The organism is Phaeobacter sp. QD34_24, from assembly GCF_028890115.1.
In the GTDB taxonomy this organism is placed as follows: Bacteria; Pseudomonadota; Alphaproteobacteria; order Rhodobacterales; family Rhodobacteraceae; genus Phycobacter.
In genome coordinates this window covers 39,801-57,832 of sequence record NZ_JARCJD010000014.1, presented here as the reverse complement: position 1 = coordinate 57,832, position 18,032 = coordinate 39,801, and the positions used below count along the sequence as shown (strand labels likewise).

Annotated in this window: 19 protein-coding genes; 8 read left to right on the top strand and 11 right to left on the bottom strand. The window is 62.8% G+C overall.

What is annotated here, in order from left to right; all coding sequences use genetic code 11:
- A complete protein-coding gene (locus PXK07_RS12590) occupies nt 1-1,020 on the bottom strand; it encodes an efflux RND transporter periplasmic adaptor subunit (protein ID WP_274848729.1) in 1,020 nt (339 codons plus the stop codon).
- Nucleotides 1,021-1,055: 35 nt separating this feature from the next.
- On the bottom strand, nt 1,056-1,535 hold the full coding sequence (locus tag PXK07_RS12585) for a MarR family winged helix-turn-helix transcriptional regulator (protein WP_274848669.1): 480 nt from the start codon (nt 1,533-1,535) through the stop codon (nt 1,056-1,058).
- A gap of 231 nt (nt 1,536-1,766) precedes the next feature.
- Here PXK07_RS12585 and PXK07_RS12580 point away from each other — a divergent pair, with 231 nt between their 5' ends.
- Entirely contained in the window at nt 1,767-2,891 is a 1,125-nt protein-coding gene (locus PXK07_RS12580; RefSeq protein ID WP_274848668.1) for a beta-ketoacyl-ACP synthase III, read from the top strand.
- A 58-nt stretch (nt 2,892-2,949) separates the two neighbouring features.
- Here PXK07_RS12580 and PXK07_RS12575 read toward each other — a convergent pair whose 3' ends face one another.
- Nucleotides 2,950-3,417: a hypothetical protein gene (locus PXK07_RS12575; protein ID WP_274848667.1), complete on the bottom strand. Its 468-nt coding sequence runs from the start codon at nt 3,415-3,417 to the stop codon at nt 2,950-2,952.
- Between the two features lie 465 nt (nt 3,418-3,882).
- Here PXK07_RS12575 and PXK07_RS12570 point away from each other — a divergent pair, with 465 nt between their 5' ends.
- Nucleotides 3,883-4,473 carry a thymidine kinase gene (locus PXK07_RS12570; RefSeq protein ID WP_274848666.1) on the top strand — a complete coding sequence of 197 codons (591 nt, stop codon included), beginning with the start codon at nt 3,883-3,885 and terminating at the stop codon, nt 4,471-4,473.
- 34 nt (nt 4,474-4,507) lie between these two features.
- On the opposite strand, the gene PXK07_RS12565 is transcribed toward PXK07_RS12570, so the two are convergent.
- The 5 genes from PXK07_RS12565 to PXK07_RS12545 all read right to left on the bottom strand — a co-directional run bounded on the left by PXK07_RS12565 (nt 4,508) and on the right by PXK07_RS12545 (nt 7,739).
- The gene (locus tag PXK07_RS12565; RefSeq protein WP_274848665.1) at nt 4,508-5,458 is read right to left on the bottom strand and encodes a 2-hydroxyacid dehydrogenase; all 951 of its coding nucleotides are present in this window, start codon (nt 5,456-5,458) and stop codon (nt 4,508-4,510) included.
- Between the two features lie 2 nt (nt 5,459-5,460).
- Nucleotides 5,461-5,799, bottom strand: coding sequence for a tRNA-binding protein (locus PXK07_RS12560; protein WP_274848664.1), 339 nt, complete (start codon nt 5,797-5,799; stop codon nt 5,461-5,463).
- Nucleotides 5,792-6,607, bottom strand: a complete 816-nt coding sequence (gene proC / locus PXK07_RS12555) for a pyrroline-5-carboxylate reductase (protein WP_274848663.1) — start codon at nt 6,605-6,607, stop codon at nt 5,792-5,794. The genes PXK07_RS12560 and proC overlap by 8 nt, the downstream gene beginning before the upstream one ends.
- 41 nt (nt 6,608-6,648) lie before the next feature.
- On the bottom strand, nt 6,649-7,149 hold the full coding sequence (locus PXK07_RS12550) for a YbjN domain-containing protein (RefSeq protein WP_274848662.1): 501 nt from the start codon (nt 7,147-7,149) through the stop codon (nt 6,649-6,651).
- A 341-nt stretch (nt 7,150-7,490) separates the two neighbouring features.
- The gene (locus PXK07_RS12545; protein WP_274848661.1) at nt 7,491-7,739 is read right to left on the bottom strand and encodes an accessory factor UbiK family protein; all 249 of its coding nucleotides are present in this window, start codon (nt 7,737-7,739) and stop codon (nt 7,491-7,493) included.
- 111 nt (nt 7,740-7,850) lie between these two features.
- Here PXK07_RS12545 and lgt point away from each other — a divergent pair, with 111 nt between their 5' ends.
- The 4 genes from lgt (at nt 7,851) to PXK07_RS12525 (ending at nt 11,899) form a co-directional block, all read left to right on the top strand.
- A complete protein-coding gene (gene lgt, locus PXK07_RS12540; RefSeq protein ID WP_274848660.1) occupies nt 7,851-8,750 on the top strand; it encodes a prolipoprotein diacylglyceryl transferase in 900 nt (299 codons plus the stop codon).
- Nucleotides 8,747-9,814: a class I SAM-dependent methyltransferase gene (locus PXK07_RS12535; RefSeq protein ID WP_274848659.1), complete on the top strand. Its 1,068-nt coding sequence runs from the start codon at nt 8,747-8,749 to the stop codon at nt 9,812-9,814. Before lgt ends, PXK07_RS12535 begins: the two co-directional genes overlap by 4 nt.
- Complete coding sequence (gene pgeF / locus PXK07_RS12530) at nt 9,811-10,566, top strand: peptidoglycan editing factor PgeF (protein ID WP_274848658.1); 756 nt, start codon at nt 9,811-9,813, stop codon at nt 10,564-10,566. Before PXK07_RS12535 ends, pgeF begins: the two co-directional genes overlap by 4 nt.
- 574 nt (nt 10,567-11,140) lie before the next feature.
- Nucleotides 11,141-11,899 (top strand): Hint domain-containing protein, encoded by a 759-nt coding sequence (locus tag PXK07_RS12525; RefSeq protein ID WP_274848657.1) that lies wholly within the window; start codon nt 11,141-11,143, stop codon nt 11,897-11,899.
- 73 nt (nt 11,900-11,972) lie between these two features.
- Here PXK07_RS12525 and PXK07_RS12520 read toward each other — a convergent pair whose 3' ends face one another.
- Complete coding sequence (locus PXK07_RS12520; protein ID WP_274848656.1) at nt 11,973-12,473, bottom strand: Lrp/AsnC family transcriptional regulator; 501 nt, start codon at nt 12,471-12,473, stop codon at nt 11,973-11,975.
- A 223-nt stretch (nt 12,474-12,696) separates the two neighbouring features.
- Here PXK07_RS12520 and trxB point away from each other — a divergent pair, with 223 nt between their 5' ends.
- Nucleotides 12,697-13,641, top strand: coding sequence for a thioredoxin-disulfide reductase (trxB, locus tag PXK07_RS12515; protein ID WP_274848655.1), 945 nt, complete (start codon nt 12,697-12,699; stop codon nt 13,639-13,641).
- Nucleotides 13,642-13,931: 290 nt separating this feature from the next.
- Nucleotides 13,932-16,010 (top strand): bifunctional sulfate adenylyltransferase/adenylylsulfate kinase, encoded by a 2,079-nt coding sequence (locus PXK07_RS12510; protein WP_274848654.1) that lies wholly within the window; start codon nt 13,932-13,934, stop codon nt 16,008-16,010.
- Nucleotides 16,011-16,142: 132 nt separating this feature from the next.
- Here the strand turns inward: PXK07_RS12510 and PXK07_RS12505 are convergent, their stop codons facing one another.
- On the bottom strand, nt 16,143-17,003 hold the full coding sequence (locus PXK07_RS12505) for a hypothetical protein (protein WP_274848653.1): 861 nt from the start codon (nt 17,001-17,003) through the stop codon (nt 16,143-16,145).
- A gap of 53 nt (nt 17,004-17,056) precedes the next feature.
- Nucleotides 17,057-17,941, bottom strand: a complete 885-nt coding sequence (locus PXK07_RS12500) for a PhzF family phenazine biosynthesis protein (protein WP_274848652.1) — start codon at nt 17,939-17,941, stop codon at nt 17,057-17,059.
- Nucleotides 17,942-18,032 lie beyond the last annotated feature (91 nt).

Below are 18,032 nucleotides of genomic sequence, written 5' to 3'. Positions count from 1 at the left end.
TCAGTTCGCAAAACCGGCAAAGCGGCGCACCGCTTGCCCGTCGCTTAAGGCATGGCCGCCGGTCAGAACCACCTCTTCACCGCCGCTCAAGCCCTGCGATACCGCAAAGGCACCATCCTGGGTCGGCGCGACGGTGACCGCGCGCCACGTCACGGTTCCGCTGTCGGCCCCGCTCGGGCTGAACACCATAACGCCGGTTTCCCCGGCGGGGGACATCACGATGGCGGTGGCGGGCAGGATGATCGCCGCAACACCGGTATTCACCTTCACCCGCACAGAGACCGAGGCACCGGGCAGGATCTGCCGATCCTTTGGCGGCGCCAGGCGAAAGGTGACGAGATAGGTCTGCCCGACGCTGCTGGCCTCTGCATCGAATTCGAGGATCTCGACCGGATAGCTGGCGTCCCAGCCCGGGAAAGAGGCGGTGATCTCCACCTTGTTGCTCTGATCTGCCTGTTGGAACAGAATCTCCGGCACATCCACCTTGATGTGCAGTTCGGACATGTCATGCAGGCGCACGATGGGGGTCCCGGCGCTGACCGTGGTGAAACGGTCCACTTCGCGACTGGAGACCAGCGCCTCAAACGGCGCGGTCAATGTGGCATGTTTGAGCGCATATTCGGCATCCCGCAGCGCAACGCCCGCGAGCCCTGCCTGGGTTTCCGCATCGTCGATCGACACCTGACTGACGGTGCCAGACAGTTTCTCCATACGGGCGACAGTGCGATCCGCCTGTTCCTTTTGCAGCCGCGCCTGCTCCAGTTGCAGCTCGAAAGGTTCCAGGTCCAGCTGTGCCACCATCTGCCCTTGCGGCACCACGCCGCCCTGGGCCACCGGAAACAGCACCACCTGGCCGCCGACCTGAAAGGCCAGATCGACGCTCTGCTTGGCGGCCACCTGGCCAAAGAACTGCCGCTCCACCAGGACGTTCCCGGCCTGCGTCTGGATCAGCTTGACCGGCTTTGCCGGTTCCTGCGCCAAAACCGGAGCGGTCTGGCCCAGCATCGACAGGGCAACCATCGGCAGCACCCAAAGCGCCAATTGACGAAATCGTGTCATTCTTTGTCTCCTGTTTGGCTGGGATCCTTCAGGATCTCCCCGGTGCCGGTAATGGTATCATGGATTTTCATGGACAGCGCCGCGAACTGCTTGATCTCGTCATCGCTCAGCCCGGACACCTGACGAAACAGGGCGCTCGCCCCGGCTTCCAATTGGCGCCGCATCTCCCACCCCTGTTCGGTGAGCTGCAACACGAGGGCGCGCCGGTCGTCGGGATCCGGAGCCCGTCGCACCAGCCCCATGTTCTGCAACCGATCTGCCGCAGCCGTCACCGATGGCGGCCCCGTCAGCAGCAATTGCGCCAATGCCCCCATCCTACGGGGCTGATCCAGTTGCAACAGCACCCGCCCTTCCAGCCGCCCCATCTGCGGTGTCAGAAGCGTCTGGTCGATCACGGCGTCCATCTTCCAATAGAGCGCAAAGACCCCCATCAATGCACGGGTTTCGGGAGAAAACCGGTTTTCTTCGTCAGTCATGACTATCTCTGCTCATGCGCGGCGAAACGCGATGCCCCCTGGCGTCTCCATCGGGCGGATATCACCCCATGGGGGGATTCGCCCCAAATTACTTCATAAAATGAAATATTCATGTGAAGAACTTCACAGAAGACGGCCTCTTTCCCTTGCGGCACCCGCGCTGCGGGCTTGACCTTCCTGTGGCAAAATGACCAGATTGACGGCACTTTGAAAACTCAGGGTTCCTTTACAATGTACACAGCTGCCATCACCGGCACCGGGGTCTTCACTCCCTCGCAGGTCATCACCAATGCCGAACTGGTCGAGGCCTTCAACGCCTATGCCGACCGCATGAACGCGCAGAATGCCGAGGCCATCGCCGCGGGCGAGATGGAACCGATGCAGCATTCCTCGGAGGAGTTCATCGTCAAGGCCTCCGGCATCGAGCAGCGCTTCGTGATGGACAAGAGCGGCATTCTTGATCCCGAGGTGATGCACCCGCTGCTGCGCCAGCGCAACGACGAGGAACCCGGCATCATGGCGGAAATGGCGGTGGATGCCGCGAACAAGGCTCTGGCCCAGGCGGGCAAAACGGCCTCCGATGTCGATGTGGTGATCTGTGCGGCCTCCAACATGGAGCGCGCCTACCCGGCGGTCGCCATCGAGATCCAGAAGCTCTTGGGCATCGACGGCTTTGCCTTTGACATGAACGTGGCCTGTTCCTCGGCCACCTTCGGCCTGCAGGTGGCGGCCGACATGATCCGCTCAGGCAGCATCCGTTCGGCGCTGGTGGTCAACCCCGAGATCTGTTCCGGCCATCTGGAGTGGCGCGACCGGGATTGCCATTTCATCTTTGGCGACGTGGCAACCGCAACCCTGGTGGAACGGATCGAAGACGCCAAGGGACCGCATTTCGAGATCCTCTCGACCCGCTGCGCCACCGAGTTCTCCAACAATATCCGCAACAACAACGGCTTCCTGCGCCGCTCGCGCCCTGACGGGGTGGAGGACCGCCGCGACATGCAGTTCATGCAGAACGGGCGCAAGGTGTTCAAGGAAGTGCTGCCGCTGGTCAGCAGCCATATCGCAGACCACCTGAGTGACAGCGGCGTCGCAAACACCGATCTGAAGCGCCTGTGGCTTCATCAGGCCAACAAGTCGATGAACGATTTCATCGGCAAGAAGGTCCTGGGCCGCACCCCCACACCGGAAGAGCAGCCCAATATCCTGCAGGACTATGCCAATACCTCGTCGGCCGGCTCGATCATCGCCTTTTCGCAGAATTCCGATGACATGGGCGATCAGGAGATCGGCCTGATCTGTTCCTTCGGAGCAGGATACTCGGTGGGATCAGCCCTGTTGCGCCGCCACGCGTGAGCGGCGCCCTGCGGGGCTGATCTCATGCATCAAGGGCAAACAAGCCTGAGAAAACGCGTCAGGCGCTTTCTTCTTCCAGGTGCAGTTTCATCTCCAGCAGGACCTGCTGCAACAGAACCGTTTCACGCAACAGGCGCTTGGCTTCGTTCACGGTGATGATCCCGTCGGCAATGGCTTCCTGATACTCGCTCATCAGTGTCGCAAAGCGCTGGCTCAACGCGATCACATCCGCGTTCACACCGCCGGAGTTACGCCCGCCCGCCGCGCTCTCTTCTGACTGGTTATAGGAGAGCGTGATGTTCTTCAGATCTGCCAGCGCGGCCGTCACATGGGGGAATGAGGCAGCACCTTCCAGTTTGGCTACGGAATCCACCGGCATGAACCGTTCCGCATGTTCGGCATTGTCGGAGTAATAGCGCCCCAGCGTCGCCTTGGATTTGCCGGTGATCTGACAGGCCGCCTCGATACCGACGTCCTTGACCAGGGCTTCCGTGTGCTTCTTCAGGTAGGTGCCGATATCTGCCATGTAGTCTCACTCAGTATGCCGCCTTGCCAGGCGGGGAATGAAATTATTAATTTCCCATGAATCTCTTTTAGACGAATTGCAATACTTGATCCATCCCTCTGGTTTTCAGGGATTTAGTGAGTGTCCCAGATGCCATTTTGCATCATTTTGGGGTGAAGCAGACTTTCGTGAGTGGGGTTGGCTTCTGTGTTTGGGACTGTTCCCCGGCCAGGTTTCTGGCTGAGGAGCCTCCTGTTTTTGGTCTGCGCCCTGCGCGGCGGTTTCTGTTCAGATCCACCCTTGGGGCCTGCTGCGGCCCGGATCGATCAGCCTGCCACGTCAGGGCGCAATTTCTCCCTTCCCTGCCCCGACCATCACCCCCATCGCCCTGCAGGCGAACCCTGCGCACCCTGCGCCGGGGCATAGGGCGTAAACGGTGGCGATTTACGGTTCCAAATGACCCGGCCAAAGGATAAACCGCCGCTCATGGCAAAGCTCTATTTTCACTACTCCACCATGAACGCGGGCAAGTCGACGGTGCTGCTGCAGGCTTCGCACAACTACCGCGAAAACAATATGGAGACCTATCTGCTGACCGCGCAGATCGATGATCGCGCCGGAGAGGGGCGGATCGCCTCGCGGATCGGAATCAGTGCAACCGCCGATGTCTTTGCCCCGGACGAAGACCTTTTTGCCAAGATCACATCGCGGCTGGCCCAGGGGCCGGTGGCCTGCATCTTTGTCGATGAGGCACAGTTCCTCTCTGACGATCAGGTCTGGCAGCTGGCGCGGGTGGTGGATGATCTGCGCGTGCCGGTGCTGTGCTATGGGCTGCGGGTGGATTTTCAGGGCAAGCTGTTTCCCGGCTCCGCCACGCTTCTGGCGCTCGCCGACGAGATGCGCGAGGTGCGCACCATCTGCCACTGCGGAAAGAAGGCCACCATGGTGATCCGCCAGGACGAAAACGGCGACGCGATCACGACCGGCGACCAGGTTCAAATCGGCGGCAATGAGACCTATGTTCCGCTGTGCCGCCGCCACTGGCGCGAGGCGATGGGGGACCGCAGCGCGGTCTGAGCCCACTCAGGCTCAGCCCCAAGGATCCTGCGCCTCAGACCGGGTTCGGCAGCGCCTTTCCGGCCAGGAAGGCCGCCACATTGTCCAGCGCCATCTGCCCCATGTTGCTGCGCACCTCTTCGGTGGCGGTGCCCAGATGCGGCAACAGGGTCACTGTATCAAGCGCGCAGAGCGCCTCTGGCACCTTGGGTTCGAACTCGTAGACATCAAGGCCCGCGCCCGCGATCCGGCCTTCGTTCAGGGCCGCGATCAGGGCCGCCTCCTTCACGATCTCTCCCCGGGCGATATTGATCAGATGCGCATGGGGCTGCATGGCGGCAAGGATCTCCTCATCCACCAGATGCCGCGTTTCAGCGCCGCCGGGCACGGCCACCACCAGGAAATCCACCTCAGCCGCCATCGCGGCCAGGTCAGTGCTGCGGCTGACCGGAAAGCCCGGATCCTTGTCGCTGCGCGCGGTGTAGAGCACGGTCATGCCAAAGCCGAAATGACAGCGCCGCCCGATGGCCGCGCCAATCCGGCCCAGACCCACGATGCCAACCGTCTTGCCGGTCACATGCTGGCCCAGCATCTGGGTCGGGTGCCAGCCCTCCCAGGTGCCCGAGCGCACCAGCCGCTCCCCCTCGCCCGCGCGGCGCGCCGACATCAGGATCAGGGTCATGGCGATATCGGCGGTGGCATCTGTGACCGCCCCCGGCGTGTTCGTCACGGCCACACCGGCAGCCTGAGCCGCCTGCACATCGATGTGGTTGTAGCCGACACCGAAATTCGCCAGCAGGCGGCAGCGCGGATCGGGTACGGCAGCAAAGACATCGGCGGAGAAAAGGTCGCCCAGCGTTGGCACCACAACGTCATAGTCGCGCAGTGCCCGCTGCATCTCCTGGCGGCTGAGCACGCCCGTATCCGGGCGGATGTCCACATCGAATTCGGCACGCGCGCGCGCCTCGACCGCCGCCGTCATCGGCCGTGTGATCCAAAGCTTCATGGTCAATGCATCCTTCCACCAAGCGGAACCGGGGCGTCGGGGCCGATCAGGCAGACTTCGCCCGCCTCATCCGGCAGGCCCAGCACCAGCACCTCGGACATGAACTTACCAATCTGGCGCGGCGGGAAATTCACCACGGCCAGCACCTGTTTGCCCACAAGGCTCTCCGGCGTGTAATGCGCCGTCACCTGGGCCGAGGTCTTTTTCTCGCCGATCTCATCACCGAAATCGATCCACATCTTGATCGCCGGTTTGCGCGCCTCCGGATAGGGTTCGGCCCGTACCACCTGGCCGACGCGGATGTCGACTTTTAGGAAGTCATCAAAGGAAATCTCAGCCACCGGACAGCTCCTTGGATCGGTTGGCCGCCGCCGCGACTGCGCGGTTCAGCAGGCTGGGGAAGCCGCTTTCCTTGTCCATCAGCACCTCAAGCGCCGCCTGGGTGGTGCCATTGGGGCTGGTCACATTGATGCGCAGCTGTTCGGGGCTCTCATCCGCCGCTTCGGCCAGGGCACCGGCGCCCGCCACCGTGGCCTTGGCCAGCTGCATCGCCAGATCTGCGGGCAGGCCCTGCGCCTCTCCCGCGGCAGCCAGCGTCTCGATCAGGTGAAAGACATAGGCCGGACCAGAGCCGCTGACGCCGGTCACCGCATCCATCTGATCCTCGGACTGCAGGCGCACCGTCTGACCGATGGCAGACAAGAGCGCCTCTGCCATGTCCATATGCTGCGCCCCGCTCTGGCTGTTGCCGATCAGGGCGGTGATCCCGCGCCCGATGGCGGCAGGTGTGTTGGGCATGGCGCGCACGATGGGGGTCTTGTCGCCCAACATCGCCTCGTAACTGGCGCAGGAAATCCCTGCCGCCACGGAGATGAACAGCGTATCCCCATTGCCCAGCGCCTGCAGGCCCGGCAGCGCATCGCCCATCATCTGCGGCTTCACCGCGATCAGCACGATGGCCGGATTTTGGGGCAGGCCCTGGTTGATGGCAACGCCGGTGGATTTCAGCCAATCCGACGGATAGGGATCCAGCACCCAGACCGAGGCGGCAGGCAATCCGCCCTCCAGCCAGCCCGCCAGCATCGCCGATCCCATCTTGCCGCAGCCCAGAAGAACCAGCCCGCGATCCGCGATTTCCGTCATATCCATTGTCCCTGCCCCATTTGATCTGTCAGTCTCGGGGCAAAGGTTTACGCGCGCCCGTAGGCCTCTGCAATGGCGACCTGCAACGACTCCTTCGGCGCATGCCCGGCCCAGGTGGTCAGCTGCACCGCCGGGTAATACCGCTCACAGTTGCTGACCGCCGCCTGGATCATCGCATCGATCTGGCTGGGGCTGGCCGCCTGCCCGCCCGACAGGAGCAACCCATAGCGATAGAGCATCAGCTTGTGCTCGGCCCAATAGGTAAAGGAGCCCGCCCAGCATTGGTCGTTGATCAGGTTCAACAGCTCGTAAAGCTGCGGCAGCTTGTCCTCGGGCGGTTCCATTTCAAAACTGCAGACCAGGCGCAGGGTTTCCTCATAGCCAGACCAGGCCAGGGTGACCGAGTAGGTGCGCCACTGCCCCTCGACCGCCATGGCGATCTGATCGTCACCGATGCGATCGAAATCCCAGTCGTGGTGGGAGGCGATGTTTTCAACGATGTCGATAGGGTGGATATCGTCTTCCAGATGATGCTCGGATAGGGCCATGATGCCACCTCCCTGGTACCTAGCCCGAGACCTCTGCGTGCCTACAAAAGCTAGCTTTGCGCTCAAAAGAACGGGGAGGCATCCCCGCTCCCATACCAGATATGGTGGCGGCGCAGGCCGGCGCTGGCAACCCTTTATTTGGGGATATCTGCAATAAGTTGTGGATGAAGTGAAAAGCCACCCAAAATATCGGCATGACCTATCTTGGCATCGCTTCTAGCGGCACGGCTTGTGCTGAGGCGGGATGCCGGACGCAGACAGGCGCTTGGCGACGCGCACCCCGGCCCGTGCGGGACGCGATCCGCATTTCAGGGCAGACCGCGCCCGCTGCCAATCAGGGCTTAGCCCTTGGTCGTGGCTTCCAGCGCATCAAGGCGGGCTTTCAGCGCTTCATTCTCTTCGCGGGCCTTCTGAGCCATGGCGCGTACAGCGTCGAATTCCTCTCGCGTGACAAAATCACGATCCGCCAGCCAGCGGTCGATCATGCCCTTCATCGCCGTCTCGGCCTCTTCGCGCGCACCGTGGGCAACGCCCATCGCATTGGTCATCAGCTGGGAAATGTCGTCCAGGATCTTGTTGCGGCTCTGCATCGTCTTCTCCGTTTCAGGCTTATGCCCTATATGGGCAACCAAAGGGCCATGGGCAAGCCATTGCCTGCGCCCCGTTGACTTCCATTCCCCGGCAAAGGCATTCAGTCGCATATGCACGCCCTGATCAAATTCCCCGACCTATCGCCCGAGATCTTCTCCATCCCCCTGTTCGGAATGGAGTTCGCCCTGCGCTGGTACGCGCTGGCCTATATCGTCGGCATTGTGATCGCCTGGCGTCTTGCGGTGATGGCCTTGAAGCGCCCCATGCTGTGGCCCGGGCAGCAGGCGCCGATGCGCCCCGCACAGGTCGAGGATCTGCTGACCTGGATCATCCTTGGCGTCATCCTCGGCGGGCGGCTCGGTTTCGTGCTGTTCTACCAGCCCGGCTATTACCTTTCGAACCCCTCGCAGATCCTGCGCATCTGGGAGGGCGGCATGGCCTTTCATGGAGGTCTGATCGGGGTGGTGCTGGCCTCCTGGATCTATGCGGCGCGCCAGGGCATTCCAAAGCTACAGATGGCGGATCTGGTGGCCTTTACCGTGCCCTGGGGGCTGATGCTGGGACGGCTGGCGAATTTCATCAACGCCGAGCTTTGGGGGCGCGCGACCGACCTGCCCTGGGGCGTCGCCTTTCCGGGACAGGCTGCACAGGACTGCGGCCAGGCGCTGGGAGAGATCTGTGCGCGCCACCCGTCGCAGCTATATGAGGCCGCTCTGGAGGGGTTGATCCTGGGGGCTGTGCTGTTGTGGCTGACCCTCCGCAAGACGGCATTCCTTACCCCAGGTCTAGTCCTTGGAACCTTTCTGGCCGGATATGGCACGGCGCGGTTCCTGGTTGAATTCGTCCGCCAACCCGACGCGCAATTCGTATCGCCCGGCAACCCCCTGGGGCTTGCCTGGCATATCGGCGGCTACGGGCTGACCATGGGGCAGATGCTGTCGCTGCCGATGATCGCGCTGGGGCTGGTCTTTGTGCTCAAATCCCTGCGCCACAAAAGGGCCGCGCCATGAGCCTGCGCGACCACCTTATCGCCCGCATCGACATCGACGGCCCGCTGAGCCTGGCCGATTACATGGCCGAATGCCTGCTCAACCCGCAATACGGCTATTACACCACCCGCGATCCCTTGGGGGCTTCTGGCGATTTCACCACGGCGCCCGAGATCAGCCAGATGTTCGGCGAGCTGCTGGGCCTGTGCCTGGCGCAGACCTGGCTGGATCAAGGATCGCCCGCGCCGTTCACGCTGGCAGAACTGGGCCCGGGGCGCGGCACCTTGATGGCCGACCTTCTGCGCGCCACCCGCGCCGTACCGGGCTTTCACGACGCCATGCAGCTGCACCTGGTCGAGGCCTCCCCCACCCTGCGCAAGACCCAGGCCGAGACGCTGAAGGGCTACGCTCCGATCTGGCACGACGTGATCGACGACCTGCCGCGACAGCCGCTGTTCCTGGTCGCCAACGAGTTTTTCGACGCCCTGCCCGTGCGCCAATTCCTGCGCGACGGGTCCGGCTGGCGGGAGAAACGCATTGGCCGCGCCGAAGGCTGCCTGACCTTCGGGCTGGGTCCCGTGGCAGATCAGAGCGCACTGGCGCACCGGCTGGAAGACACCCGCGATGGCGATCTGGTTGAACTCTGCGAAGCGGCAGCCCCGATCACCGCCGCCATTGCGGCCCGCATCGCCACTCATGGCGGCGCGGCGCTGATTATCGACTATGGCGACTGGCGCTCGCTGGGCGACACGCTGCAGGCGCTGCGCGATCACGCCCCCTCAGATCCGCTGGAGGCACCGGGCACGGCGGATCTCACCACCCATGTGGATTTCGAACCCCTGACCGAGGCGGGTCGTGCGGCGGGATGCGCCGCAACCCGGCTGACGCCCCAAGGCGTGTTTCTGGAACGCCTCGGCGTGACCGAGCGCGCCCGCGCCCTGGCCGCCCCCCTGCAAGGCGAAGCGCTCGAAAGCCTGATCGCCGCACATCGGCGGTTGACGCACCCCGAGGAAATGGGAAACCTGTTCAAGGTGCTGGGCCTTTACCCCACCACGGCGACTCCACCACCGGGGCTTCAGTCATGACGCTGGAAATTCTCACATCGGATCTGCTGTCTCCGCTGCGCCACGGGTTCTTTACCCGTCGCGGCGGCGCCTCTTCCGGGATTTTCGAAGGGTTGAATTGCGGGCTCGGCTCTTCTGATCAACGCGAGGCTGTGGAAATGAACCGCGCCCGGGTCGCCGCGGCGATGGAGGTCGCGCCCGCCGACCTGGCCCGGGTCCATCAGGTCCATTCCCCGGATGTGGTCGTGATCGAAGAGGTGGGAGACACGCAGGCCTCGGCGGATGCGATGGTGACACGCAGACCGGGAATTGCCCTGTCGATCCTGACCGCCGACTGTCAGCCGGTGCTGTTTGCCGATAGCGATGCCGGGGTGATCGGCGCCGCCCATGCCGGCTGGCGCGGGGCGCTGGACGGCGTGCTGGAGGCCACCGTCGACGCGATGGTGGACCTTGGCGCATCCCGCACGCGGATCAAGGCCGTCATCGGCCCGACGATTTCACAGCGCGCCTATGAGGTGGGGCCTGAGTTCTTCGACAGTTTCATGGCCGAAAACCCGGACAACGCGCGTTTCTTTGCAAATGGGACCGGCGATCGCTTCCTGTTTGACCTGCCCGGTCTTGGGCTGCACAAGCTGCGCAGCCTTGGCATCGCAGAGGCGGAATGGACCCGCCATTGTACCTATAGCGATCCCGCGCGCTTTTACTCCTACCGCCGCACCACCCATGACAAGGAAGCCGACTACGGCCGGTTGATTTCCTGCATCAGGCTTTAGGCTCAGGCCCAGCTCCCCATTCCCCCTGCAGCACGGGCGTTCAACGCGGAATATGGCAGGCCTATTCGGGCGCTGCCGGGGCTTTTCCATGCCTGCGCCTTATTGCCGACGCATTGATTACCGAAAAAGCCTCTCAGATGGTTTGATCCAGAACGGAGCCGGCAGGAGTAGCCCATGAAAGCCCGAAACCGCTTTATCGCATCGATCATTGCGACGGCCAAAGCCGAAAGCTGCAGAATGCCCTGGCACCGGGGACGGCGACGGCGGAGCATTGTTGAACGGCGTCATGCGGGCGTCCGGCTTCGCAAACAGGCCTGAGGCGGAGGAACACGGCAAAAGACCATCAATCCTGCGAAAGACCTCCGACAAATCAGAGCGACAGGACCACGGTTTTGCGCCCGGTTACCCGCCTTGTAGGAGTTTCTTCAGGAAGACCTGCTTTAAAGCGCTGAAACACTTGGACCCGCAGCATTTTGAAGAGTCCGGGTTCTCTGCGCGAAACCACAGCCCGCTATGCTCTGATCGGTCTCTATCGGAGCGCGAATTGGAACCGATTTGAGAAAGGCCTGACGTGATGAATACGCCTCAATCGTTGCACCACGCCGCCGCCACGGCCGCCGAGGCCTCTGCACTGCTGCAGGATCCGGCCGCCCTGCGCATGGCCAACAAGCCGCAGTTGCGACGGTTCGAAGTCAGCGCGCTTCTGACAAACGGCACGGTTGCACAAACCCGTCACATCGCTCCGGCGCTGCCGCTGTTTGAAAACGCCTTTTGCGCCTTTACCCGCGGCTCGCTGGTGCAGACCGAGCATGGTCCGGTCGCCATCGAGGATCTCTGGCCCGGCGACAGGATTGTCACCCAGGATGGCGGCTGTCAGCCGCTGGTGTGGAAAGGTTCCACCAGCCTGGTTCCCGCCCGCGCCGACTCAAAAGGGCAGCGGCACCCGCTGACCAGCTTCATGGCCGACAGTTTCGGCATGCAAAAACCGATGTCCTGCGTTGTGGCAGGCCCTGCGGCCCGGCTCCTGTGCACGCCGCCCCATATGCGCAACGGCACCGAAGAGCAAAAGCTTCTGACCCCTGTGCAGGCCTTTCAGGACGGCATGAATATCTTTGAGACCTCGCCGCCGACGGTGGTGGAGATGTATCACCTCTGCCTGCCCCGCCATGCGGTGATCCAGGTCGGAGGGCTGGAGTTCGAGACCTACCACCCAGGGCCGGACGCGCTGAAGATGGTCAGCTACGCCATCAAGACCCTGTTCCTGAACCTGTTCAGCCATGCCGACAGCGTTTCGGATTTTGGCCCGCTGGCCTTCAAACGCGCCGAAATCTGACCCGGACAAGGGAGCAGGGCCAAGTATCGGAACGGCGTATCAGGCCCGCGCATCAGAGCAGTCGGTGATCGGATCAGGCTTCCCGTGACAGGCGATCTTCCAGCACATCAAAGGGCACGCCCGGTTCATCCTTGGCGCCGCGGATCACCAATGACGTCTTGACGCTGGCCACATTCGGCGTGGTCAACAGCTCACCGGTCAGGAAGCTCTGAAAGGTGCTGAGATCGGGAGAGACGCATTTCAGGATGAAATCCACCTCGCCGTTCAGCATGTGACACTCCCGCACCAGGGGCCAGCTGCGGCATTTCTCCTCAAAGGCGCTGAGTTCCGCCTCGGCCTGGCTTTCCAGCCCCACCATGGCAAAGACCTGGACCTCAAAGCCCAATTCTCGGCTATTGACCTCGGCGTGGTAGCCGCGGATCAGACCGGCCTCTTCCAGGGCGCGCACGCGGCGCAGGCAAGGCGGTGCCGAAATGCCCACCCGCTTGGCCAGTTCCACATTGGTCATGCGCCCGTCGGCCTGCAGTTCCGACAAAATCTTGCGATCGATCGGATCAAGGCGTGTTGTGACCATTGTGGAAGCTCCCGTCAGTTTGCGTTTCTTATATCAGCGCCGTTGCAGCGCGCAATATTATTTCACTGGCGGGAAATATTCTTTGCTGGCGACAAGATCAAGCTGCCCAGAATGACGGCGAAGTCACGAAGACGATGCCGGGGGTTTAAGCGGCCTTCCAGTGCCGTTATATCCATCTCCTGACGGCGGGCTGCCCGCCAAACACGGATCTGGGGAAATTGAGATGAGCGAGACTCGCCACACCAAGGTATTGATCATCGGGTCCGGCCCGGCCGGATATACGGCGGGGGTCTATGCCTCCCGCGCGATGCTGGAACCCATTCTGGTGCAGGGCATCGAACCCGGCGGCCAGCTGACCACCACCACCGAGGTGGAAAACTGGCCCGGCGATACCGAGGTTCAGGGCCCGGATCTGATGGTACGGATGCAGGACCATGCCAAGGCGATGGGCTGCGAGATCATCGGCGATATCATCACCGATCTGGATGTCAGCCAGCGCCCCTTCACCGCCAAGGGCGACAGCGGCACCACCTATACCGCCGATGCGGTGATCCTGGCGACCGGCGCCCGCGCCAAATGGCTGGGCCTACCCTCGGAGGAGAAATTCAAGGGCTTTGGCGTCTCGGCCTGCGCCACCTGTGACGGCTTCTTCTATCGCGGCCAGGAGATCGTGGTGATCGGCGGCGGCAACACCGCCGTCGAAGAGGCGCTGTTCCTGACCAACTTTGCCTCCAAGGTCACGCTGATCCACCGCCGTGACGAGCTGCGCGCCGAAAAGATCCTGCAGGATCGCCTGATGAAGAACCCCAAGATCGAACCGCTGTGGTTCCACCAGCTGGAGGAAGTCATCGGCACCGACAGCCCGCTGGGCGTCGAAGGCGTCAAGGTCAAACACGTCGAGACCGGCGAGATCTCGGAGATCCCCTGCAAGGGCGTCTTTGTGGCCATTGGCCATGCCCCGGCGACCGAACTGGTCAAGGACGTGCTGGAGCTGCACAACGGCGGCTACGTCAAGGTCAAGCCCGGCTCCACCGAGACCTCGGTGCCGGGTGTCTTTGCCGCGGGTGATCTGACCGATCACAAGTACCGCCAGGCGGTGACCTCGGCCGGCATGGGCTGCATGGCCGCCCTGGACGCCGAGCGGTTCCTGGCCGAACAGGAAGACTAGGGCCATCAGGCACTGGCCGGGGCGCAGATCACATGGGTCTCCCGCCCCGGGCTTTTGAACACCAGCAAGGGCGTCGTTATTGCTACGGCGCCCTTTTGTTTGCTTCAGGCCCACTCCCGTTTCAGGATCTGCCGCTGCGTTCCGCTGCACCGGGATCTGCGGTCACGGCGTTCCAATATCGTTGCAATTGGGAAACGCCGGTCTTTTTCGCCGCATTGTGGATAAATTGCGCTTTGCTGCAGGTGCAAGATATGCAATGCGTTCACCCGTGAACACACTTTGAGTCGCAAATGCCAATCACCGCCGAAAAACCCGGCACGCCGGAAGAGGAAGATCTCCTGTTCCGCATGCTGCGCCAGCTGGAAGCTGCACCGGACGCCTCTCAGCGCGCGACGGCCCAGGCTGTTGGCGTATCCCTGGGGCGTCTGAACGCTGCCCTTCGGGCGGCGGCAGAGGCGGGACTGGTGAAAATCACCGAACGTGACGGCCCCGACCGGCGCCAGCGCTTCGCCTATGAGATCACCACCCGTGGCGCGGCGGAACAGATCCGACTCAGAGATAACTTCCTGATCCGTAAATTTGCCGAGTATGACGCTCTGCACGCGGAGCTCACCGGCACGACAAGCGGCCTCGAACCTTTCAAGCACAGGACCAAATTGATGCAAAACAACCTTGCTCCCATCCCCGAGCTATATGTCTCCTACGACAGCGCCCAGAAATTGAAGGTCGAGGCCGCAGACCTCACCAGCCATGATCTGTCCCCGCGCCAGATCTGCGACCTGGAACTGCTGATGAACGGCGGCTTCAACCCGCTGAAGGGCTTCCTGGGCGAAAAAGACTACGACAGCGTCGTCGAGAACATGCGCCTGACCGATGGCACGCTGTGGCCGATGCCGATCACCCTGGATGTCTCCGAAGACTTTGCCTCCTCGGTCGAACTGGGTCAGGACATCGCCCTGCGTGACCAGGAAGGCGTGATCCTGGCAACCATGACCGTCACCGACAAGTGGGAGCCGAACAAATCCCGCGAGGCGGAAAAGGTCTTTGGCGCCGATGACGACGCGCACCCGGCGGTGAACTACCTGCACAACACCGCGGGCAAGATCTACCTGGGCGGTCCCGTGACCGGCATCCAGCAGCCCGTCCACTATGACTTCCGTGGTCGCCGCGACACCCCGAACGAGCTGCGCGCCTATTTCCGCAAGCTGGGCTGGCGCAAAGTGGTTGCCTTCCAGACCCGCAACCCGCTGCACCGTGCGCACCAGGAGCTGACCTTCCGCGCCGCGAAAGAAGCGCAGGCCAACCTGCTGATCCACCCGGTGGTCGGCATGACCAAGCCGGGCGACGTGGATCACTTCACCCGCGTGCGCTGCTACGAGGCGGTTCTGGACAAATACCCCCAGTCCACCACCACCATGTCGCTGCTGAACCTGGCCATGCGCATGGCCGGCCCGCGCGAGGCGGTCTGGCACGGGCTGATCCGCGCCAACCACGGCTGCACCCACTTCATCGTTGGCCGCGACCACGCCGGCCCCGGCAAGAACTCTGCCGGTGAAGACTTCTACGGCCCCTATGACGCGCAGGAACTCTACCGTGCGCACCAGTCGGAAATCGGCTGCGAAATGGTCGACTTCAAGCACATGGTCTATGTGCAGGAGCGCGCCCAGTACGAACCCGCCGACGAGATCGCCGACAAGGATGACGTGACCATCCTGAACATCTCGGGCACCGAGCTGCGTCGCCGTCTGGCCGAAGGCCTGGAAATCCCCGAGTGGTTCTCCTTCCCCGAGGTGGTGAAGGAGTTGCGCCGCACCAAGCCGCCGCGCAGCAAGCAGGGCTTCACCGTCTTCTTCACCGGCTTCTCCGGTTCCGGCAAATCCACCATCGCCAACGCGCTGATGGTCAAGCTGATGGAGATGGGCGGTCGTCCGGTGACGCTTCTGGATGGCGACATCGTGCGCAAGAACCTGTCTTCGGAACTGGGCTTCTCGAAAGAGCACCGCGACCTCAACATCCGCCGCATCGGCTATGTGGCCTCGGAAATCACCAAGAACGGCGGCATCGCCATCTGTGCTCCGATCGCCCCCTATGCCAGCACCCGCCGCGCGGTGCGCGAGGACATCGAACAGTTCGGCGCCTTCGTCGAGGTTCACGTCGCCACCACGATCGAAGAATGCGAACGTCGTGACCGCAAGGGCCTTTACAAGCTGGCGCGCGAAGGCAAGATCAAGGAATTCACCGGCATCTCCGATCCCTATGATGTGCCCGTGAACCCCGAGCTGAGCGTCGAGACCGAGAATGTCGAGGTCGACAACTGCGCCCATCAGGTTCTGCTGAAGCTGGAAAGCATGGGGCTGATCAGCGCCTGATCCTGCTGCCTAGATCGTACTTCGGCCCGCCCCTGGCGGGCCGAAGTCGTTTGGGACCTATGGCCGGACGGTTTAGCCGCCTGCAAGCGGAGACACGCGAAAAGGAAGTGACGCCCCCGACCCCGCCGCGCCCTACAGACTATCCCGCAGGGACTCAGCCGCGCGCCGCGGCAAATCGCCAAGATCCGCAGCCAGCGACTTGATGGCGCGCAGCGCAGGCAGGCGGCGCTGGTAATCCTCTTCGCTGATGCTGCGGACGGCAGCCTTCAGATCCGCCAGCCCACTACAGCAGATGATGCCCTGGGTATCAAAGAAGGTCTCGATATTCGGGCAGCCCCAATAGATCGGCACCGTTTCACAGAGAATGGCATCGATCAGCTTCTCGCTGAAGTAGTTCGGCTCCTGCACATTCTCGATCACCACGGAGTAGCGGAAAGGCGCCAACCCGTCTGCCTTGACCTCAAACGGCGTATAGCCCCGTCCCAGGATCCTGGCATCGGGCCGTTCCTGGCGCAGGAACTCCACCATCTGGTGGCGTAGCTGGTGCCCCTCCAGATCGCGCTTGGCCGAGGCGATCAACGAGAGATCTTCGGACTTTTCAAGGCGACGGTCCTGCCAATCGGGAACCCAGGTGGTACCAAAGGGCAGGAACAGCGCATTGGGCAGGCGCTGCAACAGATCCGGATCATGGGTAAACACGCGAAAGAACCGCCGATGCGTGATCCGCAGCATGCGATGATGGAAATGCGAGATGGCCTTGGGCTCCATCACCATCAAAGAGACATGCGCGCGGCAATTCCAATTCGGCTGAATGTGCATCGCGGTCTTGGCGTAAACGATCAGATGGTCATCCGGGGACAGATCCCCCACGACACCACCTTCAAGCCTCGCCGGGCATCCCAGCGGCCACTGCAGATCTGCCAAAGGCCGCGCGGCCAGCCCCCGGCCCAGCTTGCCCCCATAGGGCAGAACGGCAATTGCAGGTTCAATCATGATCGCGGGCCTTCCAGTGACAGGCGGCACATGCGCACGGCGCGCAGGGTGCGTCAAGCCTGCGACGGAAGGTCGACAGTCCCGCGCATCAGCACAAAGCCCTTGCCCGCGACGCGCACCCCGTCCGGCGCCTGCGCGGCGCCAATCCGGCTGACCCACGCCTGTCCGGGGCGGCCAAGTCCATGCCCCTGTTCGGCGACAAAACTGTCCTTCTCCATCAGCCCATGCTTCCACAGATAGGCGGCCATCGCACCGGTGGCCGATCCGGTGAAAGGATCCTCCGGCGGGCTGGGCGGTGCCATCAGCAGGCGGGAATAGGTGTCCCCTTGCGCCGTTGCTCCATCGAGGGTGACCAGGAAGGGCTCCATCATGTCGGTGCCCGCAGCGCCCAGGGACTTGGTCAGGCGCGCCAGGGCCGCCACATCCAACCGGGCCGCATCCAGCGCCGCGCGATCCTTCAGAACGGTGATGCAGAAGGGCAACCCCGTGGAGACCTTTTGCGGCACGCCCACGATGGCCTCTACCGGCAGTGAAACGGCCGCGGCCACCAGTGCAGGATCCGCCGTTGAGCCAAACTGCGGCGCGACCTGCGTCATCTCGATCAGATCATCCTTGATCTGCACCGGCACGATGCCCGCGCCGGTCTCAAGCGTGACCGAAGGACCGGTGATCAGCCCGCGATCCTTCAGCGCTGCGACAGTCGCCAGGGTCGGATGACCGGCAAAGGGAATTTCCCGGCTGGCCAGGAAATAGCGCACCTTGACGTCCGCCACATCCGAAGGACCGGTGAAGGTGCATTCGACCAGGGAGGTCTCGCGCACGAAACCGGTGCAGACCTCTTCAGGCAAGACCGCGCCGCCGTGGACCACCGCGCAGCCATTGCCGCCAAAGGGGCGATCCGAAAACGCATCGACCCAATCAAATGGAAAAGACGTCATATCCCGCGCCCCGTTAAATTCCTCGTGTCGCGCCGCAAGACTAGCGGCGCGACGGCACATGTGCCAGCGTCATCAGATGGCCGGGATAAAC